The 16,397-nt window shown below is 73.1% G+C and carries 12 protein-coding genes; 11 read left to right on the top strand and 1 reads right to left on the bottom strand.

Annotation, left to right across the window (positions count from 1 at the left end; translation table 11 throughout):
• Positions 1–110 precede the first annotated feature (110 nt).
• The 9 genes from FHX81_RS07940 to FHX81_RS42815 all read left to right on the top strand — a co-directional run bounded on the left by FHX81_RS07940 (position 111) and on the right by FHX81_RS42815 (position 14,228).
• On the top strand, positions 111–1,268 hold the full coding sequence (locus FHX81_RS07940; RefSeq protein ID WP_141976512.1) for an inositol-3-phosphate synthase: 1,158 nt from the start codon (positions 111–113) through the stop codon (positions 1,266–1,268).
• Positions 1,265–2,119: an SCO3242 family prenyltransferase gene (locus FHX81_RS07935; RefSeq protein ID WP_141976510.1), complete on the top strand. Its 855-nt coding sequence runs from the start codon at positions 1,265–1,267 to the stop codon at positions 2,117–2,119. The genes FHX81_RS07940 and FHX81_RS07935 overlap by 4 nt, the downstream gene beginning before the upstream one ends.
• Positions 2,116–3,528 carry an EboA domain-containing protein gene (locus FHX81_RS07930; protein WP_141976508.1) on the top strand — a complete coding sequence of 471 codons (1,413 nt, stop codon included), beginning with the start codon at positions 2,116–2,118 and terminating at the stop codon, positions 3,526–3,528. Before FHX81_RS07935 ends, FHX81_RS07930 begins: the two co-directional genes overlap by 4 nt.
• Positions 3,528–4,376, top strand: a complete 849-nt coding sequence (locus FHX81_RS07925; RefSeq protein ID WP_141976506.1) for a TatD family hydrolase — start codon at positions 3,528–3,530, stop codon at positions 4,374–4,376. The genes FHX81_RS07930 and FHX81_RS07925 overlap by 1 nt, the downstream gene beginning before the upstream one ends.
• A complete protein-coding gene (gene eboE, locus FHX81_RS07920; RefSeq protein ID WP_141983803.1) occupies positions 4,376–5,485 on the top strand; it encodes a metabolite traffic protein EboE in 1,110 nt (369 codons plus the stop codon). The genes FHX81_RS07925 and eboE overlap by 1 nt, the downstream gene beginning before the upstream one ends.
• Positions 5,482–6,891, top strand: coding sequence for an alkaline phosphatase family protein (locus FHX81_RS07915; protein WP_141976504.1), 1,410 nt, complete (start codon positions 5,482–5,484; stop codon positions 6,889–6,891). Before eboE ends, FHX81_RS07915 begins: the two co-directional genes overlap by 4 nt.
• A 287-nt stretch (positions 6,892–7,178) precedes the next feature.
• Positions 7,179–9,563: a ricin-type beta-trefoil lectin domain protein gene (locus tag FHX81_RS07910; protein WP_141976502.1), complete on the top strand. Its 2,385-nt coding sequence runs from the start codon at positions 7,179–7,181 to the stop codon at positions 9,561–9,563.
• A gap of 104 nt (positions 9,564–9,667) precedes the next feature.
• Positions 9,668–12,502: a carbohydrate-binding protein gene (locus FHX81_RS07905; protein WP_141976500.1), complete on the top strand. Its 2,835-nt coding sequence runs from the start codon at positions 9,668–9,670 to the stop codon at positions 12,500–12,502.
• A gap of 28 nt (positions 12,503–12,530) precedes the next feature.
• The gene (locus FHX81_RS42815; protein ID WP_141976498.1) at positions 12,531–14,228 is read left to right on the top strand and encodes a ThuA domain-containing protein; all 1,698 of its coding nucleotides are present in this window, start codon (positions 12,531–12,533) and stop codon (positions 14,226–14,228) included.
• Positions 14,229–14,409: 181 nt separating this feature from the next.
• Here FHX81_RS42815 and FHX81_RS07895 read toward each other — a convergent pair whose 3' ends face one another.
• Positions 14,410–14,625, bottom strand: a complete 216-nt coding sequence (locus tag FHX81_RS07895; RefSeq protein WP_141976496.1) for a hypothetical protein — start codon at positions 14,623–14,625, stop codon at positions 14,410–14,412.
• Positions 14,626–14,791: 166 nt separating this feature from the next.
• Between FHX81_RS07895 and FHX81_RS07890 the strand changes: the two genes are divergently transcribed.
• Together FHX81_RS07890 and FHX81_RS07885 are read left to right on the top strand one after the other, a co-directional pair.
• Positions 14,792–15,502 carry a class I SAM-dependent methyltransferase gene (locus tag FHX81_RS07890; protein WP_141976494.1) on the top strand — a complete coding sequence of 237 codons (711 nt, stop codon included), beginning with the start codon at positions 14,792–14,794 and terminating at the stop codon, positions 15,500–15,502.
• A 125-nt stretch (positions 15,503–15,627) separates the two neighbouring features.
• Positions 15,628–16,356 (top strand): hypothetical protein, encoded by a 729-nt coding sequence (locus tag FHX81_RS07885; protein WP_141976492.1) that lies wholly within the window; start codon positions 15,628–15,630, stop codon positions 16,354–16,356.
• Positions 16,357–16,397: the final 41 nt, after the last annotated feature.

Here is a 16,397-nt window from a genome sequence, read left to right as displayed (position 1 = left end):
TAACACCTTGCGTGACGGGGCGTGCCGCGGCCACCCGAGGTGATCAAGCCGGCCACGGCCGTTCCGCGCCCGCGGCCACCACCGACCGAGCGGGTTGAGGAGGGCGGCCAATGGCGGACGTACCCACCGGGCTGTGGCTGATCGGCGCACGCGGATCGGTCGCGACGACGGCCATCACCGGGTTGCTCGCGTTGCGACGGGGCTTGGCGCCACCGACCGGGTGCGTCACCGAACTGCCGGAGCTGGCCGGCGTGCCGCTGCCGGGCTGGGACGACCTGGTCGTCGGCGGGCACGACGTGGTCGGCACGGCGCTGCCCGAGCGCGCCGAGCGGTTGGCCGACGGCGGAGTGCTGCCGCACCGGCTGGTCGAGGCCGTCGCGGGCGGGCTGCGCGCGGTCGACGGCGAGATCCGCGCCGGCTACCACCCCGTCACCCACCGGGGCAGCCAGGCGGACGCGGCCCGGCGGCTGGCCGCCGACATCACCGGGTTCCGCGAGCGGCACGGCCTGGCGCGGGTCGTCGTGGTCAACGTGTCCTCGACCGAACCGCCGGCCCCGGACGTGGCCGAGCACGACGACCTCGCGGCGCTGGAACGGGCGCTGGCCGACCCGGAGCGCGCGGTGCTGCCGCCCAGCTCGGTGGCCGCGTACGCGGCGCTGCGCGCGGGCTGCCCGTTCGTCGACTTCACCCCGTCCACCGGCATCGCGCTGCCCGCGCTGGACGAGCTCGCGCGCCGGGAACGGCTGCCGTACGCGGGTCGGGACGGCAAGACGGGGGAGACACTGCTGCGGACCGTGCTCGCGCCGATGTTCGGCGCGCGGGCGCTGCGGGTGCGGTCCTGGTCGGGGACCAACCTGCTCGGCGGTGGCGACGGCGCGACGCTGGAGGACCCGGCGCACGCGCAGAGCAAGATCGCGTCGAAGGCGCGCGGCCTGGACGCGTTGCTGGGCAAGGACGTCACCGCCCCGCTGCACATCGACAACGTGCCGGACCTGGGCGAGCGCAAGACCGCCTGGGACCACGTGTCGTTCGAGGGATTCCTGGGCGTGCCCATGTCGTTGCAGCTGACCTGGACGGGCATCGACTCCGCGCTCGCCGCGCCGCTGGTGCTCGACCTGACCCGACTGGTCGCCGCCGCCCACGCGGCCGGCCGGACGGGACCGCTGGGCGCGCTGGCGTTCTTCTTCAAGGACCCGCTGGGCAGCGACGAGCACCGGTTCGCCGAGCAGACCCGGGAGCTGTACCGCTGGGCGCAGGAGCTGGCGTGAGGGCGTACGCGGAGCTGGTCCGCGCGCCGGCGGCGCTGACCGTGCTCGGTGACACCCTCGTCGGCGCCGCCGCCGCCGGCGCACCGCTGCGCGGCAAGCGCTTGCTCCTGCCGTTGGCGTCGGTCGCGCTGTACTGGTCGGGCATGGCGCTCAACGACTGGGCCGACCGCGAGCTGGACGCGGTGGAACGCCCCGAGCGCCCGATACCGTCCGGCCGGGTCCGCCCCCGTGCCGCGCTCACCGCCGCCGCCGCCCTCAGCGCGACCGGTCTGGGTCTCGCCGCAGCCGCCGGCGGCCGGGACGCGCTCGCCGTCGCCGCGCCGCTCGCCGTCGCGGTGTGGTCCTACGACACCGTCCTGAAGGACACGCCGGCCGGACCGCTCGCGATGGCGGCGTGCCGTGCGCTCGACGTGCTGATGGGCGCGGGACGGGACCGGGTCCGCACCGCCCTGCCCGCCGCCGCCGCGATGGCCGCGCACACCGCCGGCGTCACGGTGCTGTCGCGCGGCGAGGTCCGCGGCGCGTCGCCCGGCACCGCCAAGGCCGTGCTCGGCGGCACGGCCGCGACCGCGGTGTCCGCGATCACCCGCCCGGTCCCGACCTGGCGGCACCGGCTGGGCGCGCTCGCGGGGGCCGCCGCGTACGCCGGCACGGTGGGACGCGCGCAGCTCGCCGCCGTGCGCGATCCCGGTGCGGGCGCGGTGCGCTCGGCGACCAGGGCCGGCATCCACGGCATGGTGCCGTTGCAGTCCGCGCTGCTGGCCCGCAGCGGTGCGCTGCCCGCCGCGGCCGCCGTCGCGCTCGTCCTGCCCCTCGCCCGCGCGTTGAGCCGGAAAGTGGGTCCGACATGACGTTCCGCCTCGGGTACGGCACCAACGGCTTCGCCAACCACCGGCTGGACGACGCGCTCGCCGTGATCGCCGACCTCGGCTACACCGGGGTGGCGCTGACGCTCGACCACCACCACCTGGACCCGTTCGCCCCCGACGTCGGGCGGCAGGTCGACCGCGTCGCCGCGCGGCTCGCCGAACTCGGGCTGAGCACCGTGGTGGAGACCGGCGCGCGGTACCTGCTCGACCCGCGCCACAAGCACCACCCGACGCTGGTGAGCGACGACCAGCCGGTCCGGGTCGACTTCCTGGTGCGGGCGCTGGAGATCGCGGCCGGGCTCGGGGCCGACTGCGTCTCGTTCTGGTCGGGCATCGTGCCGCCCGGGGTCGGCGAGGACGAGGCGTGGCAGCGGATGCGGTCCGGTGTCACGGCGGTCCTGGACGGCGCGGACCGGCACGGCGTGCCGCTCGCGCTGGAGCCCGAGCCCGGCATGCTGGTCGAGCGCTTGGACCAGGCGCTGCGGTTGCGCGACGAGCTGGGGTCGCCCGCCCTCTTGGGCGTCACGTTGGACGTGGGCCACTGCGTGGCGGTCGAGCCGGTGGACGCGGCGTCGTGCATTCGTCGCGCGGGTGATCTGCTGCTCAACGTGCAGCTGGACGACATGCTGCCTGGCGTGCACGAGCACCTGGAGTTCGGTGAGGGCCGGCTCGACCTGCCCGCCACGCTCGCCGCGCTGGACGAGATCGGCTACACCGGCCTCGCCGCCGTCGAACTGCCCCGGCACAGCCACGCCGCACCGGACGTGGCACGCCGGGCGATGAGCGCTTTGCGTGCGGCGTTACCCCACCCGTGGCTGGCACAGGCCGTGCGGTCCGTGCGGTCCGACCCGACGGCCATCCGCACCCTGTTCCCCGCCGTGGGCCGTTCGGTCGGGCGCACGCCGGTGCGAGCCGAGGCCGACCCGCTCGGGGTGGTGCACGGCACCGTGGACGACCGGGCCCGCGCGCGGCTGCTGGCCGCGTTCGCCGCGGTCGTCGAGCCGGACGCGGTGGCCGAGGAGCTGTCCGCGCTCTACCACCACGGTGACGACGCCGAGCGGCGCGGCGTCCTGCGCGCCCTCGCCGACATCGGGGCCGCCGTGCCCCGGACCGGTGTGGACCTGGTGAAGGACGCGTTGCGCAGCAACGACACCAGGCTCGTCGCGGCGGCGCTGGGGCCGTTCGCCGCCGAGCACCTCGACGCGCACACCTGGCGGCACGGCGTGCTCAAGTGCCTGTTCCTGGGCATCCCCGTCGACGCCGTGGCCGACCTCGACCGACGGGCGGACGCGGAGCTGCTGCGCATGGTCGCCGCGTACGCCGACGAACGGCGGGCCGCCGGACGCGCGGTGCCCGACGACGCGCTCGAACTGCTGAGGAGCGAGAGCTGATGCGCATCTTCGACCCGCACATCCACATGACCTCCCGCACCACGGACGACTACGAGGCGATGCGCGCGGCCGGCGTGCGGGCGGTGGTCGAGCCCGCGTTCTGGCTGGGCCAGCCGCGCACGAACGTGGGGTCGTTCACCGACTACTTCGACGCGCTGATCGGCTGGGAGAGGTTCCGGGCGGCGCAGTTCGGCATCCGGCACCACTGCACCATCGCGCTCAACCCCAAGGAGGCCAACGACCCCCGCTGCACGCCCGTGCTGGACGTGCTGCCGCGTTACCTGGCCAAGGACGGCGTGGTGGCGGTGGGCGAGATCGGCTTCGACTCGATGACGCCGGAGGAGGACGAGGCGTTCGCCCGGCAGTTGGAGCTGGCCGTGCGGCACGAGCTGCCCGCCCTGGTGCACACACCGCACCGGGACAAGGCCGCCGGCACCGCCCGCACGCTCGACCTCGTCCGCGAGTCCGGGCTGGCACCCGAACGCGTGCTCGTGGACCACCTGAACGAGACCACCGTGCGCGCCGTGGCCGATTCCGGGTGCTGGATGGGCTTCTCCATCTACCCGGACACGAAGATGGACGAGACCCGCATGGTGGCACTGCTGCGCGAGTACGGCCCGGACCGGGTGCTGGTCAACTCCGCCGCCGACTGGGGCCGCTCGGACCCGCTCAAGACGCACAAGACCGGGCTGGCCATGCTGGCGGCCGGGTTCGACGACGACGACGTGGACCGCGTGCTGTGGCGCAACCCGGTCGAGTTCTACGGGCAGAGCGGCCGGCTGATGCTGGACGACACCGCGCCCGAGAGCACGTTCGCCGGCAACTCGATCCTGCGCGGTGGCTCGTGATCCCGGCCTACTGCACCAACGTGCACCCGGCCGAGGACCTCGCCGGCGTCGTCGCCCAGCTCGACCGCTACGCCGTGCCGGTCCGCGAACGGCTGGGGGTGGACGAGCTCGCCCTCGGGTTGTGGCTGGCCGAACCGGTCGCGCGGGGACTCGCCGACGACCCGGCGGCCCGGCGCGGCCTGGCGGGGGAGCTGCGGGCCCGGGGCCTGACCGTGAGCACGCTCAACGCCTTCCCGTACGGCGGGTTCCACGACGAGGTGGTCAAGCACGCGGTCTACCTGCCGACGTGGACCGACCCCCGGCGCCTGGCCTACACGATGGAGTGCGCCACCGTGCTGGCCGACCTGCTGCCGGACTCCGCGGACCACGGCAGCATCTCGACGTTGCCGCTGGCCTGGCGCGAGCCGTGGACCGGCGAGGACGACGCGCGGGCCCAAGCCGCGCTCGGCGAGCTGACCGGCTTCCTGCGCGCCGAGGCGTCCCGGCACGGCCGACCGATCAAGCTCGCGATGGAGCCGGAGCCGGGGTGCGTGCTGGACACCGTGGCGGACGCGGTCGGGTGGCTGGCGGACCGGGTCGACCACGACCACGTCGGGCTGTGCCTGGACACCTGCCACCTCGCGGTGTCCTTCGCCGACCCGGTCGAGGCGGTGAAGTCGATCCACGCGACCGGGCTGTCGGTGGTCAAGGTGCAGGCCTCGGCGGCGCTGGAGGTCGCCGAACCCGGCTCGGCGGAGGGCCGGGACGCCATCGCCGCGTTCGCCGAACCCCGCTACCTGCACCAGGTCCGGGAGAACACCCCGGACGGCGTGCTCGCGGCCGACGACCTGCCCGAAGCGTTGACGTCCCTGCCGGCCGGACACCCGTGGCGGGTGCACTTCCACGTGCCGCTGCACGCCCAGCCGTCCGCGCCGCTCACCTCCACCACCGACGTGCTCCTGGCCGCGATGGGCGCGGTCCGCGCCACCGCCGACGCCACGCCGCACGTCGAGGTCGAGACCTACACGTGGACCGTCCTGCCCGGCTCGGACGCCGTCGACCTCGCGGAGGGCATCGCCGCCGAACTGCGGTGGGCGGCGGACCACCTCGGCGAAGGGAACCCCGGATGAACCCGCTGGTGGTCGTCGACGTCGTCGGCATGACACCCGCGCTGCTGCCGCACATGCCCAACCTGCGCGCGCTCGGGCAGCGGGGGTGGCAGGCCGACCTGGGCACCGTGCTGCCCGCCGTCACGTGCAGCGCCCAGTCCACGCTGCTGACCGGCCTCACCCCCGCCCGGCACGGCATCGTCGGCAACGGCTGGTACTTCCGCGACCTCGGCGAGGTGCACCTGTGGCGCCAGCACAACCGCCTGGTGCGGGGCGAGAAGCTGTGGGAGACCGCGCGCCGCCACCACCCCGGGTACCGCGCCGCCAACATCTGCTGGTGGTACGCCATGGGCGCGTCCACCGACATCACCGTCACCCCGCGGCCGATCTACCACGCCGACGGCCGCAAGTCGCCCGACGCCTACGTGCGCCCGCCCGCGCTGCACGACGAGCTGGTCGCCGAACTGGGCGAGTTCCCCCTCTTCCAGTACTGGGGACCGACCGCGGCGCTCAAGTCCAGCGAGTGGATCGTGGGCGCGGCCCGACGCGTGCTGCGGGCGCAGCGACCCGACCTGCTGCTGGTCTACGTCCCACACCTGGACTACGACCTGCAGCGGTACGGGCCCGACGCCCCGCAGTCGGTGCGCGCGGCGGTCGACGTCGACGCGGCACTCGCGCCCCTGCTGGCCGACGCCGACGCGGCCGGCGCGACCGTCGTGGCCTTGTCGGAGTACGGCATCACCGCCGCCCGCCGACCGGTCGACATCAACCGCGCGCTGCGCGCCGCCGGACTGCTGGAGGTCTACACCCAGGCCGGCATGGAACTGCTGGACCCCTGGACGTCCCGCGCCTTCGCGGTGGCCGACCACCAGGTCGCGCACGTCTACGTCGCCGACCCGGCCGACGTGCCGCGCACCAGGGCCGTGCTGGCGGAACTGCCGGGAGTGGACGTGGTGCTCGACCGGGAGGCGCAGGCGACCGTCCACCTCGACCACGAACGCTCCGGCGAACTCGTCGCCGTGGCCGAACCCGACGCCTGGTTCACCTACTACTACTGGACCGACGACGACCACGCCCCCGACTTCGCCCGCGGCGTCGACATCCACCGCAAACCCGGCTACGACCCCGCCGAACTGTTCTTCGACCCCGCCGACCGCCTCGCCAAGGCCAAAGCCGGTCTCAACCTGGCGCGCAAGAAGCTCGGGCTCCGCTACGCGATGAACGTCGTGCCGCTCGACCCGACGTGCGTGCGCGGCACGCACGGCAGGTTGCCCGACCGCGCGGCCGACGGCCCGGTGCTGCTGTGCTCCGACCCGCGCGTGCCGGACGCGATCGAGCGCACCGGCCGGATCGACGCCACCGACGTGCGCGACCTCCTGTTGGCGCTGCAAGGGATCCCGGAGTCGGAGAAGGAGGTCGCCCGGTGAGGTAGCGGCCACACCGGGTGGCCCGGAGGGCCGGCACCGCACGGGTGTCGGCCCTTCGGCGTGCGCGCGCAGTCCAGTCCACTGTGGACTGTGAATGCCGCCGTTCGTCGTACTTTTGTCTTTCTTGAACAGTCTTTCGTTGACTCCGTACAAAAGTGGTCTTACGGTCGGCTCGCCGGTGTGACCTGCGCTACAGACACCGGTCCCCGGAGCGTCCTGTGCTCCACCGAACCCCTTGCCGAGTCGAGTCCCCTGCTCACCGGCTTAGCTCAAGGGAGAAGCCCGCCATGCCGTCCCCTGCCCGGCGATCGCGGTGGCCTCGGGCCACCGTGCCGCTCGCCTCGGTCGCGCTGCTCGCGACCGCGTTGCTGTCCGCCACACCTGCCGCGCACGCGGCCCCACCGCCCCAAGAGCCCGGTGTCACGCTCCGGGTCTACGACATGCAGACCAGCCTGACCCAGCTGTGCACGCTCAAAACCGGCCAGACGCCCAACGTCGACAAGCTGATGCCGACCGTCAACTGGACCGCCAACGGCGACTTCGGCCTCACCGACCACTTCGTCTCCGAGGTCACCGGCAACGTCAACATCACCACCGCGGGCACCTACGCGTTCCGCCTCACCAGCGATGACGGCTCACGCCTGCGGATCGACAACACCGTGGTGGTCGCCAACGACGGCCTGCACGGCCCGGTGGCCAAGGACGGCTCGATCGCGCTCACCGCCGGCTACCACGCGCTGCGGATCGAGCACTTCGACGACGGCGGCGGCCAGCAGCTCACCCTGGAGTGGCGGCCGCCCGGCGCGTCCGGGTTCACCGTCGTGCCCAACTCCGCGCTGAGCACCGACGCGGGCGTGGTGCGGGTGACCGCTCCCGGCCGCAAGGAGTGCGAGACCGGCGCCGACTCCCCGGGCGACGGCCTGCCGCTGACCGGCGTGCACCCGAACTACACGCTGACCAACCTGCGCCCGACCGGCTTCCAGCCGCAGGTGTCGGGCATGGACTGGCTGCCCGACGGCCGGCTCGCCATCACCACGTGGGGCGGCAGCGACACCACGGTCGGCGAGGTCCACCTGCTCAGCGGCGTCACCGGCACCACCGACCCGTCGAAGGTCCGCACCCAGCGGATCGCCACCGGGTTGCGGGAGCCGATGGGCATCAAGTACGTCGACGGCAAGCTCTACGTGTCGGAGAAGCACCGGCTCACCGAGCTCAACGACACCAACGGCGACGGCGTGACCGACAACTACCGCGCGGTGGCGACCTGGCCGTTCGGCGGGAACTTCCACGAGTTCGCGTTCGGCATGCTCTACCGCGACGGCGCGTTCTACCTGAACCTGTCCGTGGCGATCAACCTCGGCGGCGCGACCACCGACCCGCAGCCCGCGCCCAACCGCGGCACCACGATCAAGGTGGACAAGGCCACCGGCGCGGTGTCCTACGTCGCCGGCGGGCTGCGCACGCCCCACGGCATCGGCTGGGGCCCCGAGGGCGGCATCTTCGTCACCGACAACCAGGGCGGCTGGCTGCCCTCGTCCAAGCTCCTGCACATCAAGCAGGACCGGTTCTTCAACCACTACACCAACCCGGCCGGCCCGTTCGACAACCGCGCCGTCACCGCGCCGGTGCTGTGGCTGCCGCAGAACGAGATCGCCAACTCGCCCAGCAACCCGGTCCAGCTCACCGCCGGGCCGTTCGCCGGGCAACTGCTCTTCGGCGACGTCACCTACGGCGGTCTGCAACGCGCGTACCTGGAGAAGGTCAACGGCGAGTACCAGGGCGCGGTGTTCCGCCACACCCAGGGCCTCGAAGCGGGCGTGAGCCGGATCAGCATCGGCCCGGACGGCGCGATCTACACCGGCGGCATCGGCGCGGGCGGCAACTGGGGCCAGGCGGGCAAGCTCTCGCACGGCCTGCAGAAGCTGACCCCCAACGGCGCCAACGCGTTCGACATCCTGGCCATGCGCACGGTGGAGGGCGGCTTCGAGCTGGAGTACACCCAGCCGCTGTCCGCCACGACCGCGCAGAACCTCGCCGCGAAGTACCAGGCGACGCAGTGGCGCTACCACGCGACCTCGGCCTACGGCGGCCCGAAGATCGACCAGAAGACGCTGCCGGTGACGTCCGCGACGCTGTCCGCCGACCGGAAGAAGGTCGTGGTCAAGCTGTCCGGGTTGCAGGCCGGGCGCGTGGTGCACCTGCGCTCGCCCAAGCCGTTCACCGCCGAGTCCGGGCAGTCGCTGTGGAGCACCGAGGCCTGGTACACCCTCAACGCCGGGATCGGCCTGCCGCGCACCGGTGAGATCCGCGGCATCGCCAACAAGTGCGCCGACGTGGACAACGCGGGCACCGCCGACGGCACGAAGATCCAGCTGTGGACCTGCAACGGCACCAACGCCCAGCAGTGGACCGTGCCGGGTGACGGCACGCTCCGCGTCCTGGGCAAGTGCCTGGACGTGCAGGGCGGCAACACGCCGAACGGCACCGTGACGCAGCTGTGGACGTGCAACGGCACCGCCGCCCAGCAGTGGACCGCCCAGGCCGACGGCACGCTGCGCAACCCGCTGTCCGGTCGCTGCCTGGACGCGGCGGGCGTGAGCAGCGCGGACGGCACGGTGCTGCACATCTGGGACTGCCTCGCCGCCGTCAACCAGAAGTGGACCCTGCCCTGAGATGACGGCACCGAGCGGGCTCGCCGGTCACCCCGCCGACCGGCGAGCCCCGTTCGGCGACCCCTCGTTCCCCGTTCGGACAGCGACGTCTGGAAGGACCCGTCATGATCAGTACCCTGCGCGCGCCCACCCGCATAGGCGCTGCCGCCTTGCTCCTGGTCGCCGCCGCCACGGCCACCACGCCGACCGCCGCGGCCCGGAGCACCGCGCCCCGGGCCGAGACCACCGCGCCCCGGGCCGCGGCCCCGGCGTTCCAGCAGGTGACCCTCGCCAAGGGCGCGGCGGAGATGGGCGAGCCGATGTCCATGACCGTGCTGCCCGACCGCGCGGTCCTGCACACCTCCCGCGACGGCACGGTCCGCCACACCGACGCCGCGGGCAACACCAAGGTCGCCGGCAAGCTCACCGTCTACGCGCACGACGAAGAGGGTTTGCAGGGCATCGCCGCCGACCCGAACTTCGCCACCAACCGCCACGTCTTCCTGTACTACGCACCACCACTGTCCACACCGGCCGGTGACGCGCCCTCCGACGGCACCGACTTCACCGCGTGGAACGGGGTCAACCGGCTGTCCCGGTTCACCCTCAACGCCGACGGCACCCTGAACCAGGCCAGCGAGAAGGCGGTGCTGGACGTGCCGACCAGCCGGGGCATGTGCTGCCACGTCGGCGGCGACATCGACTTCGACGCCGCCGGGAACCTCTACCTGAGCACCGGTGACGACAGCAACCCGTTCGCCTCCGACGGTTACAGCCCGCTGGACGAGCGCGCCAACCGCAACCCGGCCTTCGACGCCCAGCGCACCAGCGCCAACAGCAACGACCTGCGCGGCAAGCTGCTGCGGATCAAGGTCAACGCCGACGGCGGCTACACCGTCCCGGCGGGCAACATGTTCGCGCCCGGCACCGCGGGCACCCGGCCCGAGATCTACGCCATGGGCTTCCGCAACCCGTTCCGGTTCACCGTGGACAAGGCGACCGGCGCGGTCTACCTCGGCGACTACGGCCCGGACGCGGGCACCACGAGCGCCACCCGGGGCCCGGCCGGCCAGGTGGAGTTCAACCGCGTCACCGGGCCCGGCTTCTACGGCTGGCCCTACTGCACCGGGTCGAACACCACCGCCGAGACCTACAACGACCACAACTTCGCCACCGGCGTGTCCGGGGCCAAGTACAACTGCGCGGGCGGTGCGGTGAACGACTCGCCGCGCAACACCGGCCAGCGGACGCTCCCGGCGGCCAAACCGGCGTGGCTCAAGTACGACAACTGCTCGCCGGCCGCGTTCGGCTGCGGCAGCGAGTCGCCCATGGGCGGACCGGTCTACCGCTACAACCCGAACCTGAACTCGGCGGTGAAGTTCCCGCAGTCCTACGACGGGCACTTCTTCGCCACGGAGTTCGGCCGGCGGTGGATCAAGGACGTGGTGGTCAACGCCGACGGCAGCGCCGGTGCGATCACCGACTTCCCGTGGACCGGCACGCAGGTCATGGACTCGGCGTTCGGCCCGGACGGCGCGCTGTACGTGCTGGACTACGGCACGGGCTGGTTCGCGGGCGACGCCAACTCGGCGCTGTACCGGATCGAGCACGTGTCGGGCGGCTTCGCGCCCATCGCCAAGGCCGCGGCCGACCGCTCCACCGGGCAGGCACCGCTGACCGTGGCGTTCTCCTCGGCCGGGTCGTCCGACCCGGACGGCGACGCGATCACGTTCGCCTGGCGGTTCGGCGACGGCGGCACGTCCGCGGCGGCCAACCCGCAGCACACCTACACCGCCAACGGCAGCTACACGGCCACGCTCACCGTCACCGACAGCACCGGGCGCACGGCCACCGCGAGCGTGCCGATCACCGTCGGCAACACCGCGCCGACCGTCACGCTCCACCTGCCGCAGCACGGACAGCTGTTCTCGTTCGGCGACGCGGTGCCGTTCCGGATCACCGTCACCGACCCCGAGGACGGCGCGGTCGACTGCTCGCGGGTCAAGATCAGCTACATCCTCGGGCACGACTCGCACGGCCACAAGCTGACCGAGGCGACCGGGTGCTCGGGCACCGTGCAGACACCGCAGGACGGCGAGCACGACCCGAACGCCAACATCTTCGGCGTCTGGGACGCCGAGTACACCGACAACGGCGGCGCGACCACGCACACCCAGCACGTGACGCAGCCGAAGACCCGGCAGGCCGAGCACCACGGCACCTCCAGCGGCACGCAGGTCGTCGACCACGGCCCGGCGCACGGCGGCAAGACCGTCGGCCACATCGACAACGGCGACTGGATCGCGTTCCAGCCCTACGCGCTGTCCGACGCCACGTCGTTCAGCGCGCGGGTGTCGTCGGCGGGCGCGGGCGGCACGATCGAGGTGCGGGCGGGGTCGGCGACCGGCACGCTGCTCGGCACCGCGACCGTGCCGGTGACCGGCGGCTGGGAGACGTTCACCGACGTCACCACCGCGCTGACCAACCGGCCCGCCGGGACCACCACGCTGTACCTGGTGTTCAAGGGCGGCGCGGGTTCCCTGTTCGACGTCGACGAGTTCACGTTCACCACCGGCGCGCGCACCGGTCAGATCACCGGCATCGGCGGCAAGTGCGTGGACGTCAGCGGGGGCAGCACGGCCGACGGGGCCAAGGTCCAGCTGTGGACGTGCAACGGCACCGCGGCGCAGCGGTGGACCGCGTCGGCCGACTCGACGCTGCGCGCCCTGGGCAAGTGCCTGGACGCGAAGTCCGGCGGCACGGCCAACGGCACCGTCACGCAGCTGTGGACGTGCAACGGCAGCGGCGCCCAGCAGTGGGTGGCGCACCCGGACGGCACGCTGCGCAACCCCCAGTCCGGCCGCTGCCTCGACGCCGCGGGGGTGAGCAGCGCCGACGGCACGGTGCTGCACCTCTGGGACTGCACCGCCGCCGCCAACCAGCGGTGGTCCGCGCTCTGACCGCCACCCACCCGACAAGGAGCAACCGATGACCCGACTGCGAACCGCGTTGGGGGCGATCACCGCAGCGGCGGTGATGGTCCTGGCCGCGGCGCCCGTCCCGGCGCCCGCGGCCGATCCCTCCTACAAGGTGCTGGTCTTCTCCAAGACCGCGGGGTTCCGGCACTCGTCCATCCCGAACGGCGTCCAGGCCATCCGCGACCTCGGCGCGGCCAACAACTTCACCGTCACCGCGACCGAGGACGCCGCGGCGTTCACCGGCGCGAACCTGGCCCAGTTCCGGGCGGTGGTGTTCCTGTCGACCACCGGTGACGTGCTCAACGACACCCAGCAAGCCGCCTTCGAGTCCTACGTGCGCGCCGGCGGGGGCTTCGTCGGCGTGCACGCGGCGTCCGACACCGAGTACGCGTGGCCGTTCTACGGCGCCCTCGTCGGCGGCTACTTCCACTCCCACCCGGCGATCCAGCAGGCCACCATCCGGGTGGAGGACCGGGCGCACGCCTCGACCGCCCACCTCGGAGCGGACTGGGCGCGCACCGACGAGTGGTACAACTTCCAGGCCAACCCGCGGCCGAACGTCCACGTGCTGGCCCGCCTGGACGAGGGCACCTACTCGGGCGGCAACATGGGTGACCACCCGATCGCGTGGTGCCAGACCTACCAGGGTGGCCGGTCCTGGTACACGGCCGGCGGGCACACCGAGCAGACGTTCGCCGAACCGGGTTTCCGCGCCCACCTGCTGGGCGGCATCCGCTACGCGGCCGGCATGACCGACGCCGACTGCCGGGCGGAGACCGGCTACTCACCGCTGTTCAACGGCAGCAACACCACCGGGTGGAGCCAGGCCGGTCCGGGGGGCTTCACCGTCGCCGACGGCACGCTCACCTCGCAGGGCGGCATGGGCCTGCTGTGGTACTCGGCCAAGGAGTTCCGGTCGTACTCGCTGAAGCTGGACTGGAAGCTCGCCGGCGACGACAACTCCGGCGTGTTCATCGGGTTCCCGCCCAGCAGCGACCCGTGGACGGCGGTGAACAACGGCTACGAGATCCAGATCGACGCCACCGACACGCCGGACCGGACCACCGGCTCGGTCTACGGCTACCGGTCGGCCGACATCGCCGCCCGGGACGCGGCGCTCAACCCGCCCGGCGAGTGGAACACGTTCGAACTGCTCGTGCAGGGCGAGCGGCTCCAGGTCTTCCTCAACGGGACCAAGGTGAACGACTTCACCAACACCGATCCGAACCGCAGCCTGGTGCAGGGCCACATCGGGCTGCAGAACCACGGCACGGGCGACGACGCGTCGTTCCGCAACATCCGGGTCAAGGAGCTGACCACCGGCACCCGGACCGGCCGGATCACCGGGATCGGCGGCAAGTGCGTGGACGTGTCGAACTCGGGCACGGCGGACGGCACGAGGATCCAGCTCTGGACGTGCAACAGCACGGCCGCCCAGCAGTGGACCGTGCCGGGTGACGGCACGCTCCGCGCCCTGGGCAAGTGCCTGGACGTGCAGGGCGGTGGCACGGCCAACGGCACGGTGACGCAGCTGTGGACGTGCAACGGCACGGGCGCGCAGCAGTGGGTGGCCCAGGCGGACGGCACGCTGCGCAACCCGCAGTCGGGTCGCTGCCTGGACGCGGCGGGGGTCAGCAGCGCGGACGGCACGGTGCTGCACATCTGGGACTGCCTCGCCGCCGTCAACCAGAAGTGGGTCCTGCCCTGAGCGGTGCCCGATTGGTGGGGTGACCGGCAGCGCGCCGGTCACCCCACCGGGTTGGCACGCCGTCTCGACTGCGGGGCACCACCGGTGCGTGTGAGGATGCCGCGACGCGTGACGTCGATCCCGGCCACCTCGGCCGGTGGTGTCGTGCACACCGCCGTCGTCGCCGTGGCGTGACCGGCCGTCAGGCGCCGATCCGCAACCGGTCGAGCCGGTGGTGCGCGAGGTGGTACAGCATCTCGGTGAGCGAGTCCCGGGCGACTTGGCCGTCCAGGTCGCGGCGGGCGGCGAGCACCGTGCCGGACACCACCTCCCGCGGCAGCACGCCGTCGAACTCGGCGGTCAGCGCGGAGAGCGCGTCCCGGCAGTGCCGGTCGGGCCGGTCGGGTCGAGTGGTCAAAGCAGGCTCCCACGTCCGCGGTTCCCCTCCAGGATGCGACGGCCGTGCACCTCTCCACCTGACGACTGGCTGACGATGTGACGCATCCGACGGCCGACCGCGGCATCGGGTGGGTGCCGCGGAAACCGGTCGCCCGACCCGCGCGGCGGGTCCTACAGTCGACCGAATGGATTCGAGCACCTTCGCCGTGCCCCACACCCTCGCGAACCTGAAGTCGTTGCTGCCGCCGCCTCCCGCGCGCGTCCTCGAGGCCGGTTGCGGCCGCGGCGCGCTCGCCGCCGCCCTGGCCGAGGCGGGCTACGACGTCACCGGGGTGGACCGTGACGCCGACCAAGCCGCCGCGGCCCGGAAACGCGGTGTGACCGTCATCGAGGCCGACGTGCGTGACGTGTCCGGCGAGTACGACGTGGTGCTGTTCACCCGTTCCCTGCACCACGCGGACGACCTCGACGGCATCCTGGCCCACGCCCGCGCGCTGCTCGCCCCGGGCGGGCAGCTCGTCGTCGAGGAGTTCGCCTGGGACCGCGTGGACCGGGCCGCGGCCGACTTCCTCTACGACAACGCCGCGCTGCTGGTCGCCGCCGGCCTGCTCGACGCCGAGACCCCGTCCGGCGACCTGCTCGACTCCTGGGTCACCGGCCACGACTTCCTGCACCGGGGCTCCGCCATGCTCGCCGCCCTCGACCGCGTGGGCTCGGGCCTGGCCGTGGTCGAGACCTCCGTGCTGTGGCGGCTGGTCAACGGTCGCAGCGGGGTCTGGACCGAGCCGGCCACCCGCGTCGCCGACGTCCTCGACGCGGTCCGGCGCGCCGAGGAACGCCGCGTCGCCGCCGCCACGCTCCCGGCCGTCGGTTTCCTCGCCTCCGTCCGCCGGTGACGCCGAGCAGGGCCGGCGGGCGGTGACCGGACGCGGTCCTCGGCGGCCCGGGAACCGTTGCGGGCGTGGATAGGCTTGTTGGCACGGGCGGCCGGCGAAGCATCCGGTGGTGAGGGGAGGACCCGATGACACCTCAACCGTGCACGGACGGCACGTTGCGGCACCTGTCCGTGGATCTCGACCACGACGACAAGTCGGAGGGCGGGCAGACGGGTCTCACGCTGTGTTCGGCCCCGGAGCGTCCGGTCTGGGGCGATGATCAACGGGCGATCGACGCCGCGTACGAGGTGTACCGCAGCGACACGGTTGTCGACATCGCCGCGTTGCCGCCGTGTGCGGAGTGCCTGCGGGTGGCGGAATCGCTGCTCGATCCCGACACGGCGCCGCCGCTGCACCGGAGGCCTCCCCGGCCGGAGTTCGCCTCCGGGTTCACCGGTGACGAGATCCGGGGCTGCCTGCGCATCGACGTCGCCACCGGCGCCACGCTCGGCAGGCGGGCCGCCGTGCACTTGCTGAGCTCCACCGCGGTGCCGGACCAGCCGGGGTTCGGTGACCTCGTGGCCATCACCGACCTGCCCTGGGACGACGGTGAGATCGTGCGGATGGGGCAGGTCACCGAGTGGGCGGCGGTGGTCGGTTTCGCGGCGGCCGCCGACGTGCCGGACCGTGACCGGACGATGGTCGAGGTCGCCGCGAGCCTCGCCGGTGGGCCGCCGGTCGACCTCGCGAGCACCGTCGGCCTGGTGGACGACCCGGCGGCGGCCCGGCGGGTGATCGAGGCGATCGCGATCGGCATGGGTCACGGCGACCGGTGGGAGCTCGTCGAGAGGCCGGGCCCGAGCGCCCACACGTGATCGCGGTCGGGGAGCCCCGGGCTCGACCCCGGAGGCGTCGA

Source organism: Saccharothrix saharensis (assembly GCF_006716745.1).
Classification (GTDB): Bacteria; Actinomycetota; Actinomycetes; order Mycobacteriales; family Pseudonocardiaceae; genus Actinosynnema; species Actinosynnema saharense.
This window is presented reverse-complemented; position numbering and strand designations above follow the sequence as displayed.

What these genes read in the sequence shown, in the direction of transcription:
- FHX81_RS07940 (WP_141976512.1), top strand. Translation starts at nt 111, where the DNA reads ATGGCGGACGTACCCACCGGGCTGTGGCTGATCGGCGCACGCGGATCG.
- FHX81_RS07930 (WP_141976508.1), top strand. Translation starts at nt 2,116, where the DNA reads ATGACGTTCCGCCTCGGGTACGGCACCAACGGCTTCGCCAACCACCGG.
- FHX81_RS07925 (WP_141976506.1), top strand. Translation starts at nt 3,528, where the DNA reads ATGCGCATCTTCGACCCGCACATCCACATGACCTCCCGCACCACGGAC.
- FHX81_RS07915 (WP_141976504.1), top strand. Translation starts at nt 5,482, where the DNA reads ATGAACCCGCTGGTGGTCGTCGACGTCGTCGGCATGACACCCGCGCTG.
- FHX81_RS07910 (WP_141976502.1), top strand. Translation starts at nt 7,179, where the DNA reads ATGCCGTCCCCTGCCCGGCGATCGCGGTGGCCTCGGGCCACCGTGCCG.
- FHX81_RS07905 (WP_141976500.1), top strand. Translation starts at nt 9,668, where the DNA reads ATGATCAGTACCCTGCGCGCGCCCACCCGCATAGGCGCTGCCGCCTTG.
- FHX81_RS42815 (WP_141976498.1), top strand. Translation starts at nt 12,531, where the DNA reads ATGACCCGACTGCGAACCGCGTTGGGGGCGATCACCGCAGCGGCGGTG.
- FHX81_RS07890 (WP_141976494.1), top strand. Translation starts at nt 14,792, where the DNA reads ATGGATTCGAGCACCTTCGCCGTGCCCCACACCCTCGCGAACCTGAAG.
- FHX81_RS07885 (WP_141976492.1), top strand. Translation starts at nt 15,628, where the DNA reads ATGACACCTCAACCGTGCACGGACGGCACGTTGCGGCACCTGTCCGTG.